This is a genomic window from Lacticaseibacillus styriensis (assembly GCF_030770295.1).
GTDB classification, from domain to species: domain Bacteria; phylum Bacillota; class Bacilli; order Lactobacillales; family Lactobacillaceae; genus Lacticaseibacillus; species Lacticaseibacillus casei.
In genome coordinates this window covers 2,034,635-2,054,620 of sequence record NZ_CP132483.1, presented here as the reverse complement: position 1 = coordinate 2,054,620, position 19,986 = coordinate 2,034,635, and the positions used below count along the sequence as shown (strand labels likewise).

Below are 19,986 nucleotides of genomic sequence, written 5' to 3'. Positions count from 1 at the left end.
ATGAATGACTTTTGATCATCTTGTCGTCTTAATGTCAACATTTAACGGCGAAAAATTTTTGAAAGAGCAACTTGATTCGATTATTAACCAAGACTTTAAAAATTGGACGCTTTTAATTCGTGACGATGGTTCGTCAGATAAGACACTTGAAATAATCAACGAATATGTTCACGTTGATAGACGAATCCAATTGTTTAAAGATTCATTGGGGAATTTAGGACCAGCAAAATCATTTTTAAAAATGCTTACCTCCGTCGAGGCACCATTTTTTATGTTTGCGGATCAGGATGACATTTGGTATCCATCGAAGATCAACCATACTATCGGCTTGTACAAGCTCAACAACCACAATGATGAAAAGCCGACACTGGTTTATACGAACATGGATACGGTAGATCAATCTGGGAAAGAAATCCAAGAGAATATTCTTCCAGATGATTCACATGTTTCTCCTGATAGCGTCGTAGTAACAAATGTTGTTACTGGTTGCACGATGCTCATCAACCGGAGCTTAGCGGAACGTGTAAAATTGGCAGATGCTGACTCTATAGTGATGCACGATTGGTGGTTCACAATGATAGCGAGTTTTTTGGGGAATGTTCTTTATTGTCCCGTTCCGACACTTGGCTATCGACAACATGATCACAATGCGGTAGGGGTCAGTCATTCATTAAGATCAAGAATTAATAAACTTTTAAATTATGACAAACAACGAGACCTATTTACAAAACAGATGTGTCAAAATCGTTTGTTTCTCGCGAGATTTGATAAAGATATCTCAAAAGAATCCAAGAAAATGTTAAATGAGTTTATTAATTTACAAGGATCTGGGCATTTCTTATCAAAACTCCATTGGCTAATTAGATATAGGACTAAAAAGAGTTCATTAGTTGGGACTCTATCCTTTTATTTCTTATTTTTAACTTCAAAAATGTAGCTATTATTGGTGAACTTTGGGTTCAGTCTTTATATTGAAAGAGAGAAGTTTATGATAGAATTTGATGGACACAATAAGAAGAGTTTCGATGCTGGATTTAAGGCTCGGAACGATATCAAGTTTTTTTCTGGAAAAATGGGAATAACGAGCGCGGAAATACCAAAGTCAAATGCTAGCAATAAAGTGACACGGGAAATACAGCGCTTACGCGGTATTCATTCTCTTTCGAAAATGCTTAATTCGGACCATTTGGTACTTGTCCAGTATCCGCTTCCTTTCAACAGTTTCGATTATAAACTTTTACATAAGACCTTGATTAGGCATAATGCAAAGAGCGTTTTTCTTATTCATGATTTGATTTCTGTCCAAGGTCTTGCGTCTAATGTATCAGTAGAGCGTGAATTAGATTTACTAAAAAAAGCCGATTTTATCATCGCACATAATGATTCAATGGCTTCATTTCTGAAAAACAATGGTCTTGCAAATAGAATTTCTGTAATTAATTTTTTTGACTATCGTGTAGACAAAATTCCCCCGTCAAGACACAAATCGTCAAATATTATTTTTGCTGGTAATTTGGCCAAGTCACCATTCTTGAAACGTATCTCTGAACTAGGTGAACTAAAGTGGCATGTGTATGGAGCTGGAATGCAACCGTCACAGTTTTCAAAATCGGTAACTTTTCATGGGGCTGTCGATTCGGGCATTTTACCATCAAAAATGGTCGACGGTTGGGGGTTAGTTTGGGACGGAGATTCAATCAACGGTATCAATGGCACATCAGGAGAATATCTTCGACTTAATTCGCCGCACAAAGCTTCCTTATATCTAGCATCAGGTGTTCCACTAATCGTCTGGCGAGGCTCCGCATTAGCTGATGTTGTTTTAAAACTTGGTTTGGGAATTGCGGTCGATAATTTACTCCAAATAGAGTCGATGGTTAACTCTTTACTGCCTAGTCAGTTAGATCAGATATATCATAACGCTCGCATCTTTTCTAAGAAAGTTCAAAATGGTGAAATGCTTAAAGAAGCTCTTCAAAAGCTTCCAGTTATCTTTTAATTAACAATTTAAAGTAAACTTTTATGAGGTAAGATGAAGGAAGTGCTTATGCTGAAAGGCGGCAATCAATAACATTTTGTTTAGCAGGCGCTTAGCTTATACTTGCATATATTGTGTTTTTTATTTAAAAGCATGCCCGTAAACCGACTGAGATAACAAGTTGAAGGAGATAGACGTATGAATGTTGGATTTGCTGTGCGGCCAGACTTTTTAACCAGAATGGGCGGCGATAGTATACAGCTTCTTAACACAAAGAGATATTTGGAAGCGGACCACGGTGTTCACTGCAGTATTATTACGTCTCCTAAAGATCTGAAAGACGCGCACTTAGACATTGTTCATATTTTTAATATGCAGCCCCAAACGGTTGAGGCAAGTCTTGCCTATGCTGAAATTGCAAAAGAAGTTGGCATAAAAGTTGCTTTATCTCCGGTATATTGGAGATTAGATGACTCATTTGTCATAGGCGCGCTTTCTAGAAGAGGTTTTATTGACGTACCAAAGCCAATAGTTAAACTCACAACTCTCTTTCTTAAACTGCTCTTAAGGAATCTCCCCATAAAGAAGAATTTCTTTTCTCGCGATTTATTCAAGAAGGCTGAGAAATTGTTGCGGATATCAGATATCATTTTGCCTAATTCTGTCGAGGAAGAGTCAATATTAAAGGACACTTTTAAGGCGGCACTTAAGAATAATTCTAAGTGGGCAATAGTCCCCAATGCAGTGGACTCGAGCATATTTACTCCAAAAAAAAATCTACCTGAATCTTTACCGTGTAACTTGCGAATTTTGGAGAAAATATCTGGAAAATATGTTCTGTGTGCAGCACGTGTTGAACCGTTAAAAAATCAACTAAGAATTCTGAAGGCCCTTAAGAATGTCCCGGATATTCCATTGGTCTTTGCTGGCTCAACGAAAGGTGACAAACGTTATAATCGAAAAGTCCGTTCTTACGCAAAGAAACGTGGAAACACTTACTTTATAAACGAGGTTTCTCAGGAATACATGGCTTTTGTATATTCAAATGCATTAGTTCATGTTTTGCCTTCTTTTCAAGAATCTTCAGGATTAGCGACTATAGAGGCGCTCTTTTGTGGCATACCTGTCGTTACCTCTTCCGATTTCTTTTGCCCGGTTAGATTTTATAAATTTGATAAGTTTGGTATTCAGTGCAATCCCTACAGTACTCGTTCAATCAGAAAATCAATTTTATTCGCTAAAGAACAAACCATAGATGGTATAAACAAGGGCTATAAGTCCTATTTCAGTTACAAAAACGCTGCACTCCTTACGTACAAAGCATATTCAAGTATTCAGAAAAGCACTGTTCAAGAAACAAATGTTTGCTGATATGCTTTATCACTTAAAAAGATTCTTTTAGAACATAGCGGCAAGAATCTTTAGAATCAGATTTTTATACAAAACTTTTTGGGACAAATTATTGACTTTTATATTTCCTTGCTCAATTGTTATGAATGTTTTAAAATGTAGCAGAGCTTTTGTTTTAGGAAGCACTTTGGGGAGGGGTAGATTTTGGAAAAACGCATGTTAACAGATCGAACGCATAAACAGAATTCGCAAGCAGATGATGAGGGGGTATCATCTGTGTATCTTTTGCAGAAAAGGGCTTTTGATGTTCTTTGTGGGGTGCTCGGGCTGATTCTTGTAGCTTTTACAAGTTTGTTGCTTCTTCCGTTCTTTTCATTTGGAAAAAACAAAGGACCGCTCTTTTTCAAACAAACGCGTATTGGTCAAAATGGAAGGAAATTCCAGATTTATAAATTTCGAAGCATGGTAGTCAACGCTGAGAATGTTTTGAAAAGTAACCGCGTTTTGTATCAAAAGTACCTAGCTAACAGCTATAAACTTCCTGCTGGAGAAGATCCTAGAATAACCAAACTAGGCTTATTCATCAGGAAGACCTCTTTAGACGAGCTACCACAGTTTATTAATATTCTTAAGGGTGAGATGAGTATGGTTGGACCACGCCCTGTGGTAGAAAGTGAACTATCTGAATACGGAGAGCATGTCGACGAATTGTTGAAAGCAAAACCTGGTGCTATGGGTTTATGGCAGGCTAGTGGACGGAGTAATATACATTACCCGGAACGTGCACAGCTTGAATTGTATTATGTGGGTCATCGATCTTTCCACTATGATTTGATTATTTTACTAAAAAATATAAGTTCTATCTTTAAAGCAGATGGCGCTTTCTGATGCTTGTAACTGATAGGAAGATCTTATTTGTTTCCTTTTTTCCGTCGAATGTTTAATTGAAATCAAAGTGTAAGACTAAAAATGCAATTTGCCTATTCATGAATTCGCAGGCAAGTCGCTCAGACGACATTTACGCGCTTCGCCTAGTGTGGCCTTCGTTTCTATAATCTGGTTGATTCAGGTATAGACGAAGGCTCTTTTTAGGGACAGACACAAAATGCAAAGTTTCTAATAGTCATTCTTCTTATATTACCCTTATTTGCGCTAGCGAAAGATTGTAATCGGAGCTCAATATTTAAAAGCTTGTTTTAAAGAATTAATGGAGGAGGAGTTTTAATGAAGGGGATTATTTTAGCGGGAGGATCAGGGACAAGGCTCTATCCAATAACGAAGGCAACTAGCAAACAGTTAGTACCAATCTATGATAAACCTATGGTGTATTACCCATTTTCTGTACTGATGCTATCCGGGATCAAAGAATTTTTGATCATATCAACGCCAGAATTCTTGCCGCAATTTGAAAAACTCTTTGGTGATGGACACGATCTTGGTGTGAGCATCCAATATAAAGTTCAGAATGCACCTAATGGTCTTGCTGAAGCGTTCATCCTAGGTGCCGACTTCATTGGAAACGATACTGTTGCACTGGTTCTCGGTGATAATGTCTTTTACGGTGCCGGGTTGTCTAAACTGTTACAAGATGCTGCTGCAAAAAAATCAGGTGCTACTGTATTTGGTTATCAGGTCACTGATCCAGAACGTTTTGGGGTGGTCGAATTTGATGATCAGCAACATGCCATTTCGATTGTTGAAAAGCCTCAACATCCTCGTAGTAATTATGCGGTCACAGGACTTTATTTCTATGACAATGATGTCGTTAACATTGCTAAAAATGTTAAACCATCAGCTCGTGGCGAATTAGAAATTACAGACATTAATGAAGAATATCTTCGACGAGGACAATTAGATGTCAAAGTCATGGGTAGAGGATACGCATGGTTAGATACAGGAACTCATGATTCGCTTCTAGATGCTTCAAGTTTTGTGGCAACTATCGAAAAACAGCAAAATTTAAAAGTGGCTTGCCTTGAAGAGATTGCTTATCGTATGGGATACATAGATCTTAATCAGCTCAAGAAACTGGCACAGCCGCTCAAAAAAAATGATTACGGTCAGTATTTGCTGCGGCTCGTTAAGGAGGAACTTAAATAATGGCTTTGAAAACAATACCTACTAAGTTAACAGATGTTAAGTTAGTTGAAACTGATGTATTTGGCGACAATCGTGGATTCTTCACGGAAACCTATACACGTGAAAAGTTTGTGGAAGCCGGCATCAAGAGTGATTTCAATCAGGATAATCAGTCCCTATCGGCGGAGGCAGGGGTTCTCCGAGGGATGCATTATCAGATGGCACCTTACGCTCAAACTAAACTCGTACGCGTTGTAACTGGTGTCGTAGAGGATGTTTTGGTTGATATCCGCAAAGGTTCACCTACTTATGGTCAATGGGAAGGCTATATTTTAAGCCAATATAATCATCGACAATTGTTGGTGCCTAAGGGTTTTGCACATGGTTTTATTACCTTGACACCAAATGTTAACTTTGTTTACAAGGTTGAAGGTTACTATGCACCTGAAGCTGATCGAGGTATTGCGTTTGACGATCCTGATATCGGTATCGAGTGGCCGATGTCAACCGCCCACCTTATTATGTCGGAGAAAGATCAGCATCATCCACAGTTAAAGGATGCTGAAAACAATTTCGTTTATGGGGAGATTTGATAATGAAACTAATGATTACAGGCGGTGCGGGCTTTATTGGCTCAAACTTTGTTCGTTTTGTTTATAATAACCATCCGGATGTTCAGATTATGGTTTTGGACAAACTAACTTATGCAGGAAACAAGGCAAACATTGAAGATGTTTTAGGCGATCGGGTGAAGTTGGTAGTCGGCGATATTGCTAATAAAGAGCTCGTTGATAAACTGATGGGTCAAGTTGATACTGTTGTTAACTTCGCGGCTGAAAGCCACAACGACAATTCACTGATTAATCCAGACCCATTTTTACATAGCAACGTAATTGGCACGTACACATTGCTTGAGGCCGCCCGCAAATACGATGTGCGCTTTCACCATATCTCAACGGACGAAGTATATGGTGATTTGCCTTTGCGCGAAGACTTGCCTGGCCACGGAGAAGGCCCTGGTGAGAAATTCACGGTCAACAGTCGGTACAATCCGTCAAGTCCATACTCTTCAACTAAAGCAGCGAGCGACATGTTGGTTCATGCGTGGGCACGCTCTTTTGGAGTACGAGCTACGATCTCAAATTGCTCGAACAACTATGGCCCGTATCAACATATTGAAAAGTTCATTCCGCGACAGATTACCAATATCCTGAGCGGTATCAAACCAAAGCTTTATGGAACCGGGAAAAATGTTCGTGACTGGATCCATACAAATGACCATTCATCAGCTATTTGGGATATTCTTACCAAAGGCAAAATCGGTGAGACTTACCTGATCGGTGCTAATGGCGAAAAGGACAACAAGACGGTTCTTGAATTGATCTTGAAGTTAATGGGCAAACCGACCGATTACTATGATCAAGTTAAAGATCGTCCAGGTCACGATATGCGCTATGCGATTGATGCGTCCAAGACTCGAGAGGAGCTGGGCTGGAAGCCAAAGTACACAGACTTTGAAGAAGGCTTGGCGGACACAATTAAGTGGTATACCGATCATCGGAGCTGGTGGCAAGATGAGAAGTCCGCTGTTGAAGAAAAATATCAAAGAAATGGTCAATGATGGTTCCTAAACAAGATCATTGATGCGAGATATCAATTGATTGACATGTAAGAGGTCGAGGAGAAGATACATGAAGATTTTGATTACCGGTGCGCAAGGCCAGCTTGGAACTGAATTACGTCACTTGTTAGATGCTCGTGGAATTTCTTACCGGGCAACTGATGCAAAAGATCTTGACATTACTGACGAAGCGGTTGTTGATCATTACGTTAAGGACTACCAACCTGATGTCATTTATCATTGTGCTGCGTATACTGCCGTTGATAAAGCTGAGGATGAAGCTAAGGCGCTTAATCAACTGGTTAACGTTGATGGCACTCGCAACTTGGCCAAGGCTGCGTCGGCCGTTGACGCAACGTTAATTTACATTAGTACAGACTATGTTTTCGATGGTGACAGCAAGGAAGTTTATACTGTCGATGATCAGCCCGCCCCACGTAACGAATATGGCCGGGCAAAATACGAAGGCGAGCAGGAAGTTCAAAAATACCTGAAAAAGTACTATATTATTCGAACGTCTTGGGTTTTTGGGGAATATGGACATAACTTCGTCTACACGATGTTGAATCTTGCAAAAACACACAAAGAATTGACAGTGGTCGATGATCAGTATGGCCGACCTTCTTGGACCAAAACGTTAGCAGAGTTTATGACGTTTGCAGTTGATCATCACCTGGACTACGGCATTTACCATTTATCTAACGACAACAGTTGTAACTGGTACGAGTTTGCCAGTGCAATTTTAGCTGATAAAGATGTGACAGTTAAACCTGTCTCATCAGCTGAATACCCGCAAAAAGCATGGCGACCGCGGCACTCTATCTTAGACTTAAGCAAGACGAAGGCAACTGGTTTTAAGATACCGACGTGGCAAGATGCTTTGAAGGAGTTCATAGCGACTATTAATAAATAGAATGCGCAATTCGGAAGGGTAAACAAAAAGCAGTGATGCAAGGCGCATCACTGCTTTTTGTTTACTTTGCGTCCAACGCATCCTGAATCACGTTGTGTCCGCGTGTTAGTTCAGTGTCTGACATTACTTCATAATCCTGACCATCGATATTCTTTCCGGTACCATGCAGTTGGTCACTCTTGATCGTATTACCGGCGTCCCGATAGGCAGTTGCCAGGTTTTTAACTGATCCAAGAGAAACATCAGTGCGGACGTTTTTACCAACAGCATTTAGGAATTTCTGACTAATTACGGTTGTCGGATTCTTCTTCAACTTACCAATAACCGAAGTGAGAATAAGCTGTTGTCGCATCTGTCGCCCATAATCTCCTTGAGGATCGTCATAACGCATACGTGAGAACTTCAGTGCATCGCTGCCTGAGAGGTTATAAGACTGTCCCTTAACGAAGGATTTGCCTTCATAGTCGAAACTCAGCGGTGAGGTGACGGTGACGCCGCCAACGGCATCCACCATCTGTTCCAGGCCTTTCATGTTAACGAGTAGATAGCCATCTAATTTGATGTTTAGGAGCTTCTCAACAGCTTCCATGGCCGTATCAGAGGAGCCGTATGAATAGGCAGCGTTGATTTTGATGGTGACATCATCGAAATTGACTTTGGTGTCGCGCGGTACTGAGAGCATGGTGGTTGTCTTGGATTTCGGGTTTAGAACCATCACAATCATGGTATCGGTGCGGCCTTTGTAGGAGCGGCCGAGCTCACCGGTGTCGGTACCGAGTAATAAGTATGCAACGGGTTTTTTGCTGGTGGTTTTGTCATCAGAAGATTTGTTGGTCTTCTTATTGTATGAATATATTTGTGATGTTGAATTATGAACCATATAGTACACGAAACCGCCAAACCCCAGAGCGGCAACGAGTACGACGAGTAGAACGCGTACTAGGATCTTTTTCATTTCTAGACCTCATTTCCTCCGTAATCTTTTGATATTATACCGCAAAGTGTGCTATCTCGCTGATCTATTACGAATCGTTAACAAACTGTTACAAAAAACGATTTGACGTTGGCAGCGCTTCATTAGATACTAGAGAGTATTGGAAGGGGAACTGAATAATGATTGACGTGCATTGCCATATGTTACCGGGAATTGATGATGGCTCAAAAGATTTGACGACTTCACTGGAATTAGCGAAAGCGGCGGTTGCCGACGGGATTACGCATGCGTTGATGACGCCGCATCATATGAATGGACATTATACGAATCATGCAGCGGATGTGATTCGGTTAACGGACGAGTTTCAAAATGAGCTGGAAAAACGCGATATTCCGCTAACGGTTTTTCCATGCCAAGAGGTCCGCATTAATGGCGACCTGTTAGAAGCAATTGACCACCACGACATTTTGACTTGTGACGTAACCGGCCACTATGTCTTGATCGAATTTCCGTCTGATGATGTGCCGCTTTATACGCAGAATATGTTGTTCGAAGTGATGCAACGCGGGATGGTGCCCGTGATTGTGCATCCGGAACGGAACACTCGGCTGATGAAGCATCCGGGTTTGCTCTATCAAATGATTGAGCGTGGTGCGTTTGCGCAAGTGACCGCCAGCAGCTATGTCGGAACGTTCGGTAAAAAGGTTCAGCAATTTTCAGAGGACATTATTGACGCAGGCCTGGCGCATGTCTTTGCATCTGACGCGCATCACTTGCCTGGTCGTAGTTATGAGATGTCCGCAGCCTTCAAGCGTCTGGCTCGTAAACGTGGCGAAAAGAAGGCTAAAATTTTCGAAGAGAACGCGCGGGCGCTGGTTAATGGTGATCCGTTGGTACGGTTTAATGAACGAAAAGTTGAAAAGCGGTTGCTGTCGCGTTATTGATACTTTAAGGTGCGTGCATAAAAATATTTCTGAAATAATTAGCACTCGCCTTGTTTGAGTGCTAATTTCGTGCTATAATACACTATGTAAACAAGGAAAAGGCGCAACGGCATCAGAGCCATCAAGTGAATAAGCTCGACACGAAAGTACTGCCAGTGCGTCTGGGAGTACTTTTTTGTAGAGCGTAAACTGGCGCGGTTCAGCAAGAGCGTGAATCAGCCCGGTTAGAGACCGGAGTGTAAGTGGCCTTGGGCGTGATGACCCGGGTTTGGTCATTGCGACCAAGGTCCTTACGCGGAGGTCTCTGGGCTGGTGAGCGCGTTTCAGAGAAGCATCAAACTTCTCCGCGCAAAGCCATCCGACACATCACCTTTTCCCCGCACATTCCCTACAAGGAGGAATTCAGCTATGGCAAACTTTAACGATCCGTTTTTCAACAATCATGACATGGACGATATTTTTAATCAGATGCTTCAAGGAATGGGTAAAGGTGAGTCAGCCCGATACGTGGTCAATGGCCACGAAATGACGCCTGATGAATTTGCCCAGTATCGCGCGACTGGCCAGTTGCCGAAGCAGGGCGATGAAATTCCGGTTGCGACCACTGGTGAACAGGCCGTCAAGAAGGGCGGTATCCTTGAGAAGCTTGGTCGCAATCTGACGCAGGAAGCCAAGGATGGGTTGCTTGATCCGGTTATTGGCCGGGAGCACGAAATTCAAGAGACTGCCGAGATTTTGAGCCGGCGCACGAAGAATAATCCGATTTTGGTCGGCGATGCCGGTGTCGGCAAGACAGCGGTTGTCGAAGGCTTGGCGCAAGCGATTGTGAAGGGTAACGTGCCTGAAGCGATTAAGGATAAGCAGATTTGGTCAATTGATCTGTCGAATCTGGAAGCTGGCACGCAATATCGCGGCAGCTTTGAAGAGAAGATTCAGAATCTGATCAAAGAAGTGAAAGCTGCTGGCAATGTCATTCTGTTCTTTGATGAAATCCATCAAATTCTCGGTGCCGGTGCAACTGGCGGCGAAGAATCCGGCGGCAAAGGCCTGGCTGACATTATCAAGCCAGCATTGTCTCGTGGTGAGATTACCGTGATTGGCGCCACGACCCAAGACGAATATCGCAATACCATTATGAAGGATAGTGCCTTGGCACGCCGGTTCAATGATGTCACCATCAACGAGCCAAGCGCTGCGGACACGGTCAAGATTTTGGAAGGCGTCAAGAAGCTTTACGAACAACACCATCACGTTCAGTTGCCGGAAAATGTTTTGAAGGCAGCGGTGGATTACAGCATTCAGTATATTCCACAGCGTTCTTTGCCTGACAAAGCGATCGACCTGATCGATATGACCGCGGCACACTTGGCAAGCAAGCATCCGATTGTTGACAAGGTTGAACTGGAAAAGCAAATCAAGGATCTGAACGCCCAAAAGGATGCAGCGGCGAAGGCTGAAGACTTTGAAAAGGCCGCCAACCTCAAGAAGGAGATTGCCGACAAGCAACATCAGCTTGAAGGAACGAACGACGAGAAGCCTGTTGTGGCAACCCCGAATGATGTCGCTGCGGCGGTTGAGCGTTTGACCGGGATTCCGGTATCGAAGCTTGGTGCTTCTGACATTGAACGTCTGAAAGGCATTGGCAAGCGCCTGAAGGGCAAGGTCATTGGCCAAGATGAAGCTGTTGATATGGTGGCTCGGGCCATTCGCCGGAATCGGGCTGGTTTCGATGAAGGCAACCGGCCAATTGGTAGCTTCCTGTTCGTTGGACCAACCGGTGTCGGGAAGACTGAATTAGCCAAGCAGTTGGCGCTGGATCTTTTCGGCAGCAAAGATGCGATTATCCGCTTAGATATGTCTGAGTACAGTGATCGTACCGCGGTATCCAAGTTGATTGGTACTAGTGCCGGGTACGTTGGCTACAACGACAACAAGAACACGCTGACTGAGCAAGTACGCCGGAATCCATATTCGATCGTTCTGCTCGATGAAATCGAAAAGGCTGATCCACAAGTCTTGACGTTGTTGTTACAAGTTTTAGACGATGGTCGGTTAACCGATGGCCAAGGCAATGTCGTGGACTTCAAGAACACTGTCATCATTGCCACTTCCAATGCTGGTTTCGGCAACGAAGCGTTAACGGGCAAGAAGGAAAAGGACGGAGACTTAATGAAGCGGTTGGCGCCTTACTTCCGTCCTGAATTTCTGAACCGGTTCAACGGTATTGTTGAATTCAGTCACTTAACCAAGAAGGACTTAGGCAAGATTGTTGACCTGATGCTTGAAGACGTCAACAAGACCTTGGCTAAGAAAGGCATCACGTTAACAGTGACTGCGGCAGCTAAGGATTGGTTAATTGCCCAAGGTTACGATGAAGCGATGGGTGCACGACCATTACGGCGGGTCATTGAACGTAATATTCGTGATAAGGTAACTGACTTCTATCTGGATCATCTCAAGGCGAAGAAGTTGCAAGCGGATCTGGTTGACGACACCATCGTCATCAGCGAAGCCCAGCCGACCAGCGGCAAGCCTAAGAAAGAAGCCGTTGGCGCAAAGTAATCGTATCTCGCCAAAACATTTAAATTAAGACTGCCCGTTAGATTGGGTATGCATCATAGCCGTCAAGTGCGAAAACGCTTGGCGGCTTTTTTTGGTCTCAAAAAAGTTGTATAATAAAATTTAAAATAAATTGTGCACGTCCTTTTTCGAGCAAGAATCTTACCTGTTGCCTGCTTGAGGTTGTGCAAAAGCCTTGTGCACAAGGCTTTTAAGGGACTGATATTTGGCAAAAATATTTAAATGTTAGTAATCGCAAATTATTTTTTTAAAAATTGTTATTGAAAGCGATATAAGCTTGTGCTAAATTTGATGTAAGCCAACCGGTGATATGAAACTGAAATATCAGATTCCATGCTAAAAATTCACAAAGGAATCAAGCCCTCATTCAGGCGTCAGAGTTGTTATTTAATTATTGTAGATCATGACTTTGACTTCAACCGTTCATTTTTTAACGACTAGATCCATGTTGGTCAACGTCTCCAAACGGCTGAAATCTCAGTCACATAGCATGAGAGTGTCTTTATTGTCATAAGTGTCTGAATGTGTTAAATTATTATTAGGATAATAAAATGGTGTCGTAAGTAAATCACCATAGGACTTGTGAACGTTGTTAGCATTGAACACGTGGGTGGTATTAGCAGAGAAACGATAATGATATATTATCGTTTTGTTGAGGGGTGATTGGATGATCAAGTTGTATACATCAGGTTCGTCAAAATCGAGTCGCGAAGCTAGAGCGTGGTTAGAAGCCAACGGACTGCCGTTTGAGGAGATTTCGTTGTCGAAACAAGGCATCAGCAAAGCGCAGATTTTGGAACTGTTGGCCCGATCGGAAGATGGCATCGATAGTTTAGTCTCACGGCGTTCAAAGGCGTTTCAGGCCCTTGATGTTGATTTTGATGCATTGTCACTTAAAGAAGCGGTTGATTTGTTATCTAAGCAGCCAGCCATTCTCCGTCGGCCGATCATTGTGGACGATCGGCGCTTATTGTTCGGGTTTAACCAAGATTCAGTCCGCGTCTTCTTACCGCGCGAAGTTCGTCGGCAAAAGTTGTGGGCAGCGTTGCTGAACACTTCGAGTGTTTGAAGGGTTCGGCAACGAACAATTTTGATAAGTTAGGTCTATGCATTAAAGAGTCCCGTCTGTGGCATTGGCAGATGAGACTTTTTTTGTTTGCGTACGCTTTTGAAAATAGCGGATCAACAAAACTTAGCGACTGAGCTTGGAATCGTTGGTATAGTTTTCGGGTTACCTTAATCGGCTTATCTTTGAAAAGTTCCAATTAAAAAGCAGTGGTTATGTTCCGGTTGCTAATGGCGCTACCACCGTCATATGATGAATTTCCTTCAAAAAGTGGTGAAACCGTATACAAAATTCTGAAATATGCTATCATATTGCCATGAGCCAAAAATTGGTCTACGTGAAAGGAAGCTATTTCATGGATTTGTACAGTGAGCTGACGGCAAAATATCAAACGATTCCAGCCATTGCAACCGAGATTATCAATCTAGAGGCAATTTTGAATCTACCGAAGCCGACAGAGGCGTTTATGAGTGACATCCACGGGGAATATAATGCGTTTCAGCATGTTTTGCGCAATGGCAGTGGCAATGTCAAAAGCAAGATTCGGTCCTGTTTTCGGGATGAGATGACCGAGAAGACATTGCAGCGCTTTGCGTTTTTGGTGTATTACCCGTCTGAACGGTTGGCTGCGATTCATCAGGAGATGGATGGTGACGATCTGCAACAATGGTATCTGACCACTTTTCGGCGCCTGATCCGATTGTTGGCCTTTACGGCGACGAAGTATACGCGTTCGAAGGTGCGTAAGGCAATGGCGCCGGAGTTTGTTTATATTACCGAAGAACTGCTGTATAACGATGCTTCGATGCAGGACAAGTTGGCCTACTATTGGCAGATTATTCATAACCTGATTGTTTTGGAGCAGGCAGATGAATGGATTGAGGCCACCTGCCGAACGATTCAGCGGCTGACAGTCGATCATTTTCATATTGTCGGGGATATCTACGATCGGGGACCGGCCCCGGATCAAGTTGTTGAAAGTCTGATTCGGCGCGATCAACGGCATTCGGTGGATATTCAATGGGGCAATCACGATATTTTATGGATTGGCGGCGCAGCGGGATCGGCGTTGTGTATTGCCAATCTTGTGCGGATTTCGGCGCGGTATAACAACCTGAGCATTCTGGAAGATGTTTACGGGATCAACTTGCGGCATTTGGCGCGTTTGGCGGAGCAATATTATCAGGATAACCCGGCATTTTCGCCGAAACTAGGGCGGTCAGATCGCCCAATTACCGAGGCGGAGCGCCTGCAGATTACCCAAATTCATCAAGCAATCGCGATGATTCAGTTCAAGCTTGAGGGTCCAACGATTAAACGGCGGCCCGAGTTTGAGATGGATCATCGCCTGCTGCTGGACAAGCTCGCACCGGATTTTGCTACGATCGAGCTTAATGGACATACTTATCCGATTGAAAATGGCTGCTTCACCACGGTCGATCCGGCTGATCCGTATCGTTTGCTGCCAGAAGAAAAGGAAGTCATTGATTCGCTGGTGGAATCGTTTACGCATTCCGAAAAGCTGCATCGTCACATGGATTTCCTGATCAATCGCGGCAGTATGTATTTGCGCTACAATCGCAATCTGCTGTTGCATGGGTGCGTGCCCGTGGATGAGGATGGCAATTTTATCGGCTTAACCATTGATGGTACCACTTATGCCGGCCGCCAATTATTTGACATGCTGGAAGCCAACTTGCGCCTAGCGTACAGTCAACCGAATGAAAAGGCCGACTTGGCGACTGACCTGTTATGGTATTTGTGGACCGGACCGAATTCACCGTTATTTGGCAAGCATGACATGACGACGTTTGAACGGTACTTTATCAAGGATCCTGCGACCCATGTGGAAGGCCGCAATCCTTATTATCATTTGCGCAAGGATCCGGATTTTATCAAGAAAATTTTGGAGGAGTTCGTCCTCGATCCGGAAGTCGGGCACGTGATTAATGGCCATACGCCGGTGAAAAAGGGTACCGATCCGATTATGGCGAATAACAAAATGATTGTCATCGATGGTGGCTTTTCCAAACCTTACCAAAAGACGACCGGGATCGGCGGCTATACCTTGCTGGATAATTCCTATGGGATGCAGCTGGTGACGCACCAACCGTTTACCACGAAGGCGGATGCCATTGCCAATCTGACCGACATTATTTCCACGCGGCGGGTTGTTGAAACTGAGGCGCGCCGTCGCACTGTGGCAGAAACCGATATTGGCACGGCGCTTCAAGCAGAAGTCGAAGTTTTGAAACGGCGGTTGGCGGAACTGCGAAACGGTGACTAAACCAATCTCAGCTAACGGCAAAAAAACGCACAGGCTGGTGCTCTTAACAATTGCGTTTGTCAACAAGTTACTTTTCCCGTATATTATTAATATGATAAGAAACGGATGAAACCCAAACGGAAAGGGTGGCTTGATGCAGAAAACGATGCGGCATCCAGTGCTGAAATGGTTGTGGATTATGCTTGCGCTCGCGTTGATTGCGGTGAGCATCAATATGTTTTACGCGCCGCATGCGGTTGCAGCAGGCGGGGCAACCGGTATTGCCATTCTGGTGCAGGAGGTAGCCGGTGTTCAGGTGGGAATCACCACCATGGGCGTCAACCTGTGTATGTTGGCGTTGGCATGGTTCTTCCTTGACCGCAGCACACTTAAGCGGATTCTATTCGGCAGCTTTATGTTGCCGCTGTTGTTGTGGCTCACGCCTGAGATCAACCTAGTGACCGATCGCTTGCTGGCCATCATTGTTGGCAGTGTCGTTTTCGCGTTCGGCGTTGGGTTGCTGTACCAAATGGATGCCTCAAGCGGCGGGACCACGGTGCCGCCGCTGATTTTTAAAAAATACTTCGGGTTGAAACCGTCGCTGATGTTGTTAGTCACCGATATTGTTGTGTCATTGTTTAACATCCCGGTTTCTGGCGTCGAAGCGTTTATCTTGGCAGTGTTTGCCTTGACGATTACCAGCCTGGTTATGAATTATGTCGAAACCGGTTTTGATCGCAAAAAGGCGGTCTATGTCATGAGCGACCAACTGCCGCTGATTAAACAGCAGATTCGGGATGAAACGTCCCATGGCTTAACCGTTCAGCAAGTTGTCGGCGGCTTTTCCGATGAAGCTAAAGAAATGCTGATGGTGGTTGTTGAGCAGAGCAACTTCAAGCAGCTGATTGAATTGGTCCATGCAGTCGATCCGCATGCATTTATTTTGACCGTCGCCGCGACTGAAGTGCACGGTGGCAGTATCTGAGCAAGCAGCTTATGGGCACGATATCAACAAGAATGGGACTCCCAAAGACAAACTCGATTGTCATCTGGGAGTTTTTTCATGGACAGATCACGTCAACTTTTGTCTGCTTCAAAAAAACACCTGTACTCGAAAAACAACGGTCGTTAGTCAACACCCATAACCAACTTTTAAAAATATTTCTTTTATAATATGGTCAAGTAAAACGAAAATAGCGAAATATTGGGTATTATTTTGATTATAAATAACAAATCCACTTTTAAAAGGTAAGCGTATTTGTTTACCGGCTATATTAATTTGTGCATAATCTAAAACAAGAGATGGCCATCTCTAAAAAAGAATTTATGTGGTAAGTCAGTTTCATAATATGGACTGGGGGAGTCTATATGTTACGCAAGAGTCTGTTGACTTTCGCTCTTGTGGCAAGCGGACTGGTGGCAACATCAGCTGTCGGCTATCACATGCAGCATCAAGACGTGGCCGGATCGCGTATCACAACAAGGGAGAAAGCTAATGCTGTAAGTGCTTCAAGCAATTTGCTCAATGCAAAACTGGCGGCACTGCCTGTTGGACAGACAGGGGCGCTGGCACACGGAGCAAATGGTTCAGGCGTTACAACGAGTCAAGCATCGTCTCAGACGCAAGTTAAGGCGACACCGCAATATCATGTATCCGTTGTTAAAAACGCACCGGTAAGTTCACTCAAGTATTTTGGTTTACAGGTTTCAAATTCAGCAGCAGGTAAAACCGAAGCTAAGACAACGGCAGTTAAAACAACAGCTGTCACCACCAAGGCAAGCGCAACGACCGTATCTACAGCCGCTACTGGCAAGACAACAGCATCGACCGTATCTGCCGTTAAAACTGCAACTGTCAAACAAACAGCTACCGCAGCGGCCAAGAAGACCACTGTCGCCGTTGATTTACTTGACGCGACGGCGGCTGTTCAACCGGCTGGGCAGGCAGTTGCCCATCCGAAGTGGTCCGTTGTCGCCAGTGTTACTAGCAAAACGACGACCAAGCAGCCTGCTGCAACTTCAACGCAGGTTTCGACTAGCAAAGCAACCGCTTCTTCCGCTGTCGCTGTGACAACGACCAAGGTAACAACCGAGACCCAAGTCTCCAGTGTGCCTGCAGCACCAGCCAAGGTAACCACCTCGGCACCAGCCGCAAGTACGACGACAGCGCCAGCTACGAAAGCTCCTGCGCCGGCAGCAAAAGCATCAACGCCAGCCGCAACGAGCTCATCGACAAAGGTTGATTTGCTCAATAGCACAGCAGCTTCACAACCGGCTAATCAATCGGTTGCCCATCCGAGCTGGTCAGTTGCTTCAGGTACCGTTGCTAGTCAACAGCCAGCTGCCCAAACTGCAGTCAAGGCTTCGACGCCAGCACCGGCAGCTTCAAAGGCTCCAGTTGCTTCGACACCAGCGCCAGCCGCTAAACCCGCTGCCGCACCGTCGACAACGCAAGCCTCTGCACCGGCAGCAACACCGGCACCGGTTCAACAAGCAAAGCCAGCACCAGTCGTTACGCCAGCGCAACCGGTTAAACCGCAAGTTCAACCCGCACCAACTTATGCGAGTCGGGTCTTGATGTTTGCTGGGGTGACCGTACCGTATATTATTGGTAACGAAAGCATGGATGCTGCGCCGGCTAATGGCGCTGCTACTTGGGGCGGTCAAGCTAACTACAGCAATAACAGCGGCGAAAATACGCACTTTATCGGGCACAACCCTGGCGCGTTTGCCGCAATGCTGTCATTAGGCATTGGTTCGCCGATCACCGTTACGGATGCAGCCGGCCAAGCCCGCACGTATCACGTTTATCGGTTAGCAACCGTTAACCCGAACGCGGTCACCGCGGATGGTCAGGATCTGTGGGATGACATCACCGGTACTGGCGGTGGTCAACGCATCACCTTACAAACATGTGTCGGTGACTACTGGCGCCTGATTGCCTTTGCACGCTAATGAAAAGCGCTGCACAGACATCGGCATCAAAATATGACAGGAAATTTAGGCAGTTATTTTAAGCCTTCATCATTAGAAAGATCGCGATACTCATGAATTAAAAAGCAGCCGTCAAGTTAAAAACTTGACGGCTGCTTTTAATTTGGCCGGAGATTGCGGAGTTTGGCACGGCATGGTGACGACAAAGTCAAAAACTCAGCTAGTCAACCGGTACGTCCACAATCCAACCTTCCGGAGCCGGGACATCCCCAAACTGAATGCCTGTCAGCTCATCGTAAATTTTCTTAGTGTAAGGACCGACTTCGGTTTCGGAATAAAAGACATGCTCATGGCCATTGTAAGTGATGCTGGCAATTGGCGTAATGACTGCGGCGGTGCCACACGCGCCGGCTTCGCCAAATTGATCTAAGTCTGTAATGGCAATCTTGGTTTCCTCGGTCTTCATGCCGAACCGGTCATGCGCCAGTGTCAAGATGGAATACTTTGTGATACTCGGCAAAATTGAAGGGGACTTCGGCGTTTTCAAGGTTTTGCCGTCTTTAGAAATACCAAAAAAGTTAGCCGACCCGACTTCTTCGATATACTTATGTTCAATTGGATCCAGGTAGATCGCATCGCCATAGCCGTGTTCATGCGCAAACTTGCCGGCTTGCAAGGAAGCCGCATAGTTGCCGCCGACTTTAGCCTGACCGGTGCCATAATGGGCGGCGCGGTCATGTTGATCGGCCACAATAAACTTGGTTGGCACCATGCCGCCTTTAAAGTAAGGACCAACTGGCATGGCAAAGACGTCAAAAATGTATTCTTTTGCCGGTGCAACGCCGATATTGGGACCAACCCCAATGAGCATTGGCCGCAAGTAGAGCGTGGCGCCGGTACCATATGGCGGCACGTAGTCATGGTTGGCAGCTACAACCTGTTTGACCGCGTCCACAAACCGGTCTTCCGGGAACGGTGGCATCAATAACTTTTCCGCGGAGTTATGTAGCCGGTGGGCATTTTGATCAGGGCGGAAAAGTTGGATTTTTCCGGACTTGGTACGGTAAGCTTTGAGTCCTTCGAAGGCGCCTTGGCCATAATGCAGAATCGGGGATCCTTCATTGAGACTTAGATTTGGGTCAGTGGATAAGGTGCCTTCATCCCAGGCACCCTCCTTCCAGTGGGCAACATAGCGATATGGCAGTTGCATGTAATCAAATCCTAGGTTGTTCCAATCTATATCGACGCTCATCGTCATCCCTCCAGTGGTTGGGTGCTTAACTAGACCAGCAGATTTGGTCAGTTTGGTTAACATTGCGAT

General features: G+C 44.7%; 16 protein-coding genes. 14 read left to right on the top strand and 2 right to left on the bottom strand.

What is annotated here, in order from left to right:
- Positions 1–4: 4 nt before the first annotated feature.
- From LACSTY_RS09765 to rfbD, 8 genes are all read left to right on the top strand, one after another.
- Positions 5–937: a glycosyltransferase family 2 protein gene (locus LACSTY_RS09765; protein WP_087912499.1), complete on the top strand. Its 933-nt coding sequence runs from the start codon at positions 5–7 to the stop codon at positions 935–937.
- Positions 938–988: 51 nt separating this feature from the next.
- On the top strand, positions 989–1,999 hold the full coding sequence (locus LACSTY_RS09760) for a glycosyltransferase (protein WP_087912498.1): 1,011 nt from the start codon (positions 989–991) through the stop codon (positions 1,997–1,999).
- Positions 2,000–2,176: 177 nt separating this feature from the next.
- Positions 2,177–3,349, top strand: a complete 1,173-nt coding sequence (locus LACSTY_RS09755) for a glycosyltransferase family 4 protein (RefSeq protein ID WP_087912497.1) — start codon at positions 2,177–2,179, stop codon at positions 3,347–3,349.
- Between the two features lie 183 nt (positions 3,350–3,532).
- The gene (locus tag LACSTY_RS09750) at positions 3,533–4,216 is read left to right on the top strand and encodes a sugar transferase (RefSeq protein WP_225362689.1); all 684 of its coding nucleotides are present in this window, start codon (positions 3,533–3,535) and stop codon (positions 4,214–4,216) included.
- Between the two features lie 336 nt (positions 4,217–4,552).
- A complete protein-coding gene (gene rfbA, locus LACSTY_RS09745) occupies positions 4,553–5,428 on the top strand; it encodes a glucose-1-phosphate thymidylyltransferase RfbA (protein WP_087912496.1) in 876 nt (291 codons plus the stop codon).
- 5 nt (positions 5,429–5,433) lie between these two features.
- The gene (gene rfbC, locus LACSTY_RS09740) at positions 5,434–6,000 is read left to right on the top strand and encodes a dTDP-4-dehydrorhamnose 3,5-epimerase (protein ID WP_306391019.1); all 567 of its coding nucleotides are present in this window, start codon (positions 5,434–5,436) and stop codon (positions 5,998–6,000) included.
- 2 nt (positions 6,001–6,002) lie between these two features.
- A complete protein-coding gene (gene rfbB / locus LACSTY_RS09735) occupies positions 6,003–7,028 on the top strand; it encodes a dTDP-glucose 4,6-dehydratase (RefSeq protein WP_087912494.1) in 1,026 nt (341 codons plus the stop codon).
- Between the two features lie 70 nt (positions 7,029–7,098).
- Positions 7,099–7,941: a dTDP-4-dehydrorhamnose reductase gene (rfbD, locus tag LACSTY_RS09730; protein ID WP_087912493.1), complete on the top strand. Its 843-nt coding sequence runs from the start codon at positions 7,099–7,101 to the stop codon at positions 7,939–7,941.
- 61 nt (positions 7,942–8,002) lie between these two features.
- Here the strand turns inward: rfbD and LACSTY_RS09725 are convergent, their stop codons facing one another.
- Positions 8,003–8,896 (bottom strand): LCP family protein, encoded by an 894-nt coding sequence (locus tag LACSTY_RS09725; RefSeq protein ID WP_087912492.1) that lies wholly within the window; start codon positions 8,894–8,896, stop codon positions 8,003–8,005.
- A gap of 158 nt (positions 8,897–9,054) precedes the next feature.
- On the opposite strand from LACSTY_RS09725, the gene LACSTY_RS09720 reads away from it, so the two are divergent.
- The 6 genes from LACSTY_RS09720 to LACSTY_RS09690 all read left to right on the top strand — a co-directional run bounded on the left by LACSTY_RS09720 (position 9,055) and on the right by LACSTY_RS09690 (position 18,686).
- Entirely contained in the window at positions 9,055–9,819 is a 765-nt protein-coding gene (locus LACSTY_RS09720; RefSeq protein ID WP_087912491.1) for a tyrosine-protein phosphatase, read from the top strand.
- Between the two features lie 408 nt (positions 9,820–10,227).
- Positions 10,228–12,381 (top strand): AAA family ATPase, encoded by a 2,154-nt coding sequence (locus LACSTY_RS09715; protein WP_087912490.1) that lies wholly within the window; start codon positions 10,228–10,230, stop codon positions 12,379–12,381.
- A gap of 685 nt (positions 12,382–13,066) precedes the next feature.
- A complete protein-coding gene (locus tag LACSTY_RS09710; RefSeq protein ID WP_010491576.1) occupies positions 13,067–13,468 on the top strand; it encodes a Spx/MgsR family RNA polymerase-binding regulatory protein in 402 nt (133 codons plus the stop codon).
- A gap of 352 nt (positions 13,469–13,820) precedes the next feature.
- Positions 13,821–15,752 carry a fructose-bisphosphatase class III gene (locus LACSTY_RS09705; RefSeq protein ID WP_025012893.1) on the top strand — a complete coding sequence of 644 codons (1,932 nt, stop codon included), beginning with the start codon at positions 13,821–13,823 and terminating at the stop codon, positions 15,750–15,752.
- 133 nt (positions 15,753–15,885) lie between these two features.
- Positions 15,886–16,716: a YitT family protein gene (locus LACSTY_RS09700; protein WP_087912489.1), complete on the top strand. Its 831-nt coding sequence runs from the start codon at positions 15,886–15,888 to the stop codon at positions 16,714–16,716.
- Positions 16,717–17,840: 1,124 nt separating this feature from the next.
- Positions 17,841–18,686 carry a sortase domain-containing protein gene (locus tag LACSTY_RS09690; protein WP_410055338.1) on the top strand — a complete coding sequence of 282 codons (846 nt, stop codon included), beginning with the start codon at positions 17,841–17,843 and terminating at the stop codon, positions 18,684–18,686.
- A gap of 199 nt (positions 18,687–18,885) precedes the next feature.
- Here LACSTY_RS09690 and LACSTY_RS09685 read toward each other — a convergent pair whose 3' ends face one another.
- On the bottom strand, positions 18,886–19,917 hold the full coding sequence (locus LACSTY_RS09685; protein ID WP_087912488.1) for a branched-chain amino acid aminotransferase: 1,032 nt from the start codon (positions 19,915–19,917) through the stop codon (positions 18,886–18,888).
- Positions 19,918–19,986: the final 69 nt, after the last annotated feature.